Here is a 4,175-nt window from a genome sequence, read left to right as displayed (position 1 = left end):
TCCGGTGGGATTCACGGCCTGTCAAGCAATACCAATGGCGATAAGCCCCAAACCGCGCAATCTCTTATAGCCACTCATCGACGAGACCCCCACTGCGGTGTGGTTTCGCGAACGAAACGACCCTTCTGGCGCAGCCGGTGGAACTGCTCACGGCCAGGATGCCGAGGCCGACCATTGCTGCCACGGGATTGGCCAGCGCGTGCTCGGGTCACCCACCGATGGTCGGTCGACTGCGGCACACCGACCTGCTCGGCGGTCTTTCTGATGCTCAAGCCCTGAATTACCTGAGCGATCACAGTTTCGGAAGTATCATCCCCGTAGCGAAGGACTCTGCGACCAGGTGCTACCGGTTCCACTGCGACTCCTGAAGCTCAGGCCGATGCAACCGTCCCTTAGAATCCTCCTCGAAGAAGAAGCTGCTCCTGGTTTCTATCCGGTAGGTACTGTGAAATGATTGTCCTGCGCCGAGTGCGACGTGCCGACAGGACTCGCTTAATGATGGCGTGGCCTGACCCGGTACCGTGTGAGTGAGCTACCAGAGGAAAAGATGTCAATGGTGACGAGAATAGCTATCAATGGATACGGGCGGATTGGACGGAGCTTTCTCCGAGTCCTCGAGGACCAGGGACAGGCCCTCGAGGTGGTGGCCATCAACGATCTCACCGATCCCGACTCAGTGGTTAACCTGACCAAGTATGATTCCATCCTCGGTCGCTTCCCTACAGAAGTGACCCGGGACGGTGACTATCTGTTGGCCGGTCAACACCGCATCAAGCTGCTCTCCGAATCAGATCCTGCCAATCTTCCCTGGGATGAGCTAGAGATCGACATCGTCCTGGAGTGTACCGGGCTGTTCAGAACTCATCAGACCGCCTCCCAGCACATAAGTGCCGGAGCAAAGAAAGTCATCATCTCCGCGCCGGCCAAAGGAGCAGATGCCACCATAGTGCTGGGGATCAATGAGTCAACCTACGACCCGCTCAACCACACTGTGATATCCAATGCGTCCTGCACGACCAACTGTCTCGCTCCACTGGTCAAGGTGCTCAACGACGATTTCGGCATCGTTGAAGGTCTCATGACGACCATTCACGCCTACACCGGGGATCAGCGCCTTCATGATGCTCCACATAAGGACCCCCGACGCGCTCGTGCTGCCGCGGTCAACATCGTGCCTACCTCCACGGGCGCGGCCAAAGGAATAGGCATGGTGATTCCAGAGGTGGACGGAAAACTGGACGGTTTTGCCGTGCGCGTGCCGGTAGCCACTGTTTCGGGGACTGATCTCACCGTCAGGGTCGAGAAGCAGGGCGTAAGCGCAGACGACGTCAACTCCGCCTTCAAGAGGGCAGCCGGAGGGCCCTTGGCTGGGGCGCTTGCCTACAACGAGGATCCGCTGGTCTCTTCCGATGTGATTGCAGACTCACACGCTTCCATATTCGACGCACCTTTGACGAAGGTGATCGGCCAGACGGTCAAGGTGTTCGGCTGGTATGACAACGAATACGGCTATTCTTCCCGCATGGCGGACACCGCCGTATACATTGGCCAACGGCTCTGAGCCCGAACCTGCCGGTCAGCGCCAGAACCAGTCTTCACACAGGATAAGGAGAAGGGCTGAACGATGCGCATTGGTTTGCTCACATCCGGAGGCGACTGCCCGGGCCTCAACGCGGTCATCCGTTCCGCCGTGCTGCACGGGATCAAGAGCTATGGAGACGAGTTCGTTGGATTTAGGGACGGTTGGCGCGGACTGATCGAAGCCGACTATATGGAACTCTCCCGCCACAATGTGCGCGGCCTCTCCCGCGTCGGCGGCACCATCCTCGGCACCAGTCGCACACACCCCTACAATTATCCCGGTGGCGGTCCGCAGAACATGGCCAAGCAGCTCAAGCGCCACGACATCGATGCCGTAGTCGTTCTCGGTGGTGAGGGCACCCTAGCCGGAGCCAAGCGTCTTACCAATGCAGGTCTCCCGATGGTGGGCGTTCCCAAGACCATCGACAACGATCTCAATGCCACCGATTTCACATTCGGATTCGACACCGCCATTTCAATAGCCACTGATGCCATGGACAGGTTGCGCACCACCGGCGAGTCTCATCACCGGTGCATGGTGGCCGAGGTGATGGGCCGCCATGCGGGATGGATCGCCCTGCACTCCGGAATGGCCGCCGGTGCCCATGCAGTCCTGATACCAGAGAAGCGGGTCAGCATGGACCAGGTGTGCGAATGGGTCGAGCAGGTGCACTCCCGTGGCCGCTCGCCACTGGTGGTGGTAGCCGAGGGATTCATCCCGGACGGTGCTGAGGAAGCCCTAGCAGAGAAGGGGGAGGAGGCCTCCGGGCGGCCGCGACTTGGCGGGATCGGCGAGTGGGTCACCGCACAGATTGAGGAGCTCACCGGCATCGAGACTCGCAACACAACGCTTGGCCATATTCAGCGTGGCGGGAACCCCACCGGCTATGACCGGGTACTGGCCACCCGGTTCGGGATCAAAGCCCTCAATCTGGTTCACGAGCAGGCCTGGGGCCGCATGGTTTCCCTTCGCGGCACAGACATAGTCGAAGTCGACCTCAACGCCGCACTAGAAGGCCTGAAGACCGTACCGGCAGAGCGTTACGAGGAAGCGAAAGTCCTTTTCGGCCGCTGAGCAGCGACGGGTGTGTGCGTCCCGCCCGAATTTTATTTTGAAGTGCAACACTGACCGGTTGTTTCTAAGTGTAGGTGCTCGTCGAATGCTTCGGCCGGGGTGAACCAGCCCAGGCATTTGCGGGGCTGGTTATTGATCTCGGTGACAGCGGCTTGGAGCTCTTCTTCGCTGAGGTGGCTGAAGTCTGTGCCTTTGGGATAGTAGCGGCGCAGCCTGCCGTTGTGGTGCTCATTGGTGCCCCGCTGCCATGAGGAGTAGGGGTCGGCGAAGTAGGTGTCTATACCGTAGTCGGTGACCAGCTCGGTGTGGAGGTGCATCTCGGTGCCGTTATCCATGGTGGTCGAAACCCGGGCATGGACCGGCAGTGGCCCGAAGAGTCGTTTCTGGGCCTCGATGCCTTCTTGTGAGCTCAGCGCGGCTACTTTGGTGGCCCGTAGCAGCCGGGTGTGTCGTTCGACCTCAGTGTGGATGCCATCGCCGCGGCTTTTAGTCCCCAGCACACTGTCACCTTCCCAGTGGCCGAACACGGCGCGCTCATCAACCTCAGGCGGACGGTGGTGGATCGAGACCCGGTGAGGGATCTTCGAGGAATGGACCTTACGGCCATGGTGCTTACGGCGCTTCTTCCGGCCATGGGGCAGGTATTCGTGCAGGCGGCGGTGCTGGTTCTCTGGGGCGTAGATGAACCGGTAGATCGTCTCATGGGACATCCACATCGCTGGGGTGTCGGGGAAGTCGATGCGGACCCGGCCGGCGATCATTTCCGGGGTCCAGCCGTCACCGAGCTTGTTGACCAGGTAGGTGATCGCCGCATCACTGCTCAGCCGTGTTCGCTGGTGTGATCGTGCCGCCCGGGCGGCGGCTTTGCGGTGGGCACGGTCTGCCCGGTACTGGGGTGGGCTCAGCGCGCCACCGTGCAGCCCGGCGTCGCGGTAGGGGCGGTAGGCGGCGTTCTCATGCGAAGGGCGCCACCGTCCCCTGCGCAGTTCCCGCGAGAGCGTTGAGGGACTGCGCGATAACGCATCGGCGATGGTGCGTAATGATTCGCCGCGGTCGTGGCGTTTGTCGATCTCGATGCGCTCATCAAGGTTCAGATGACGGTATCCTGGTTTCAACGGGAGTGTGGCCTTTCTTGATCAGTGTGGTAACCGATCAAGTGTCACACTCCCGTGCTACGTCCAGGTGGATTTCCCATAACGCCTCAGGGAGTGTTGCACTTCAGTCCAGAACCCGGGCCGGAGCCCCATCTGATGCCCTGCTGGTAAAATAATGGGTGACGAGGACGGGTCTCGATAATTCGGGGGTCTCCGTCATCGTCGCAGGAGTAAAGACTCCCGGGAAAGGGCTGTTATCAGTAACAGAGTTCACCCCCTGCCATTGGCTGTCCCCTTTGACTCTGCAGAGCGGAAGTTGGGCGTCGTGGTCGGCTTCGACGGTTCCGAACAGAGCATACTAGTGGTGTGTCTCAGTTTTGTTTGATGGCTTCGAGGGCGACGCGGCCGCGGGCGACTTTTTCGAG

Annotated in this window: 4 protein-coding genes; 2 read left to right on the top strand and 2 right to left on the bottom strand. The window is 60.2% G+C overall.

The window, feature by feature from the left end:
* Positions 1-74: 74 nt before the first annotated feature.
* A complete protein-coding gene (locus FEF26_RS15185; protein WP_138254379.1) occupies positions 75-356 on the bottom strand; it encodes a hypothetical protein in 282 nt (93 codons plus the stop codon).
* Between the two features lie 197 nt (positions 357-553).
* On the opposite strand from FEF26_RS15185, the gene gap reads away from it, so the two are divergent.
* The gene (gene gap, locus FEF26_RS15180) at positions 554-1,561 is read left to right on the top strand and encodes a type I glyceraldehyde-3-phosphate dehydrogenase (RefSeq protein ID WP_138254378.1); all 1,008 of its coding nucleotides are present in this window, start codon (positions 554-556) and stop codon (positions 1,559-1,561) included.
* Positions 1,562-1,624: 63 nt separating this feature from the next.
* Positions 1,625-2,656 (top strand): 6-phosphofructokinase, encoded by a 1,032-nt coding sequence (locus tag FEF26_RS15175; RefSeq protein ID WP_138254377.1) that lies wholly within the window; start codon positions 1,625-1,627, stop codon positions 2,654-2,656.
* A 32-nt stretch (positions 2,657-2,688) separates the two neighbouring features.
* On the opposite strand, the gene FEF26_RS15170 is transcribed toward FEF26_RS15175, so the two are convergent.
* Positions 2,689-3,771, bottom strand: coding sequence for an IS30 family transposase (locus FEF26_RS15170; protein WP_138254376.1), 1,083 nt, complete (start codon positions 3,769-3,771; stop codon positions 2,689-2,691).
* Between the last annotated feature and the right edge of the window lie 404 nt (positions 3,772-4,175).

This window comes from Nesterenkonia salmonea, assembly GCF_005771525.1.
Taxonomy (GTDB): Bacteria; Actinomycetota; Actinomycetes; order Actinomycetales; family Micrococcaceae; genus Nesterenkonia; species Nesterenkonia salmonea.
Note: the sequence above shows the minus strand (reverse complement) of the source record. Positions and strands in the feature narration are given on the sequence as shown.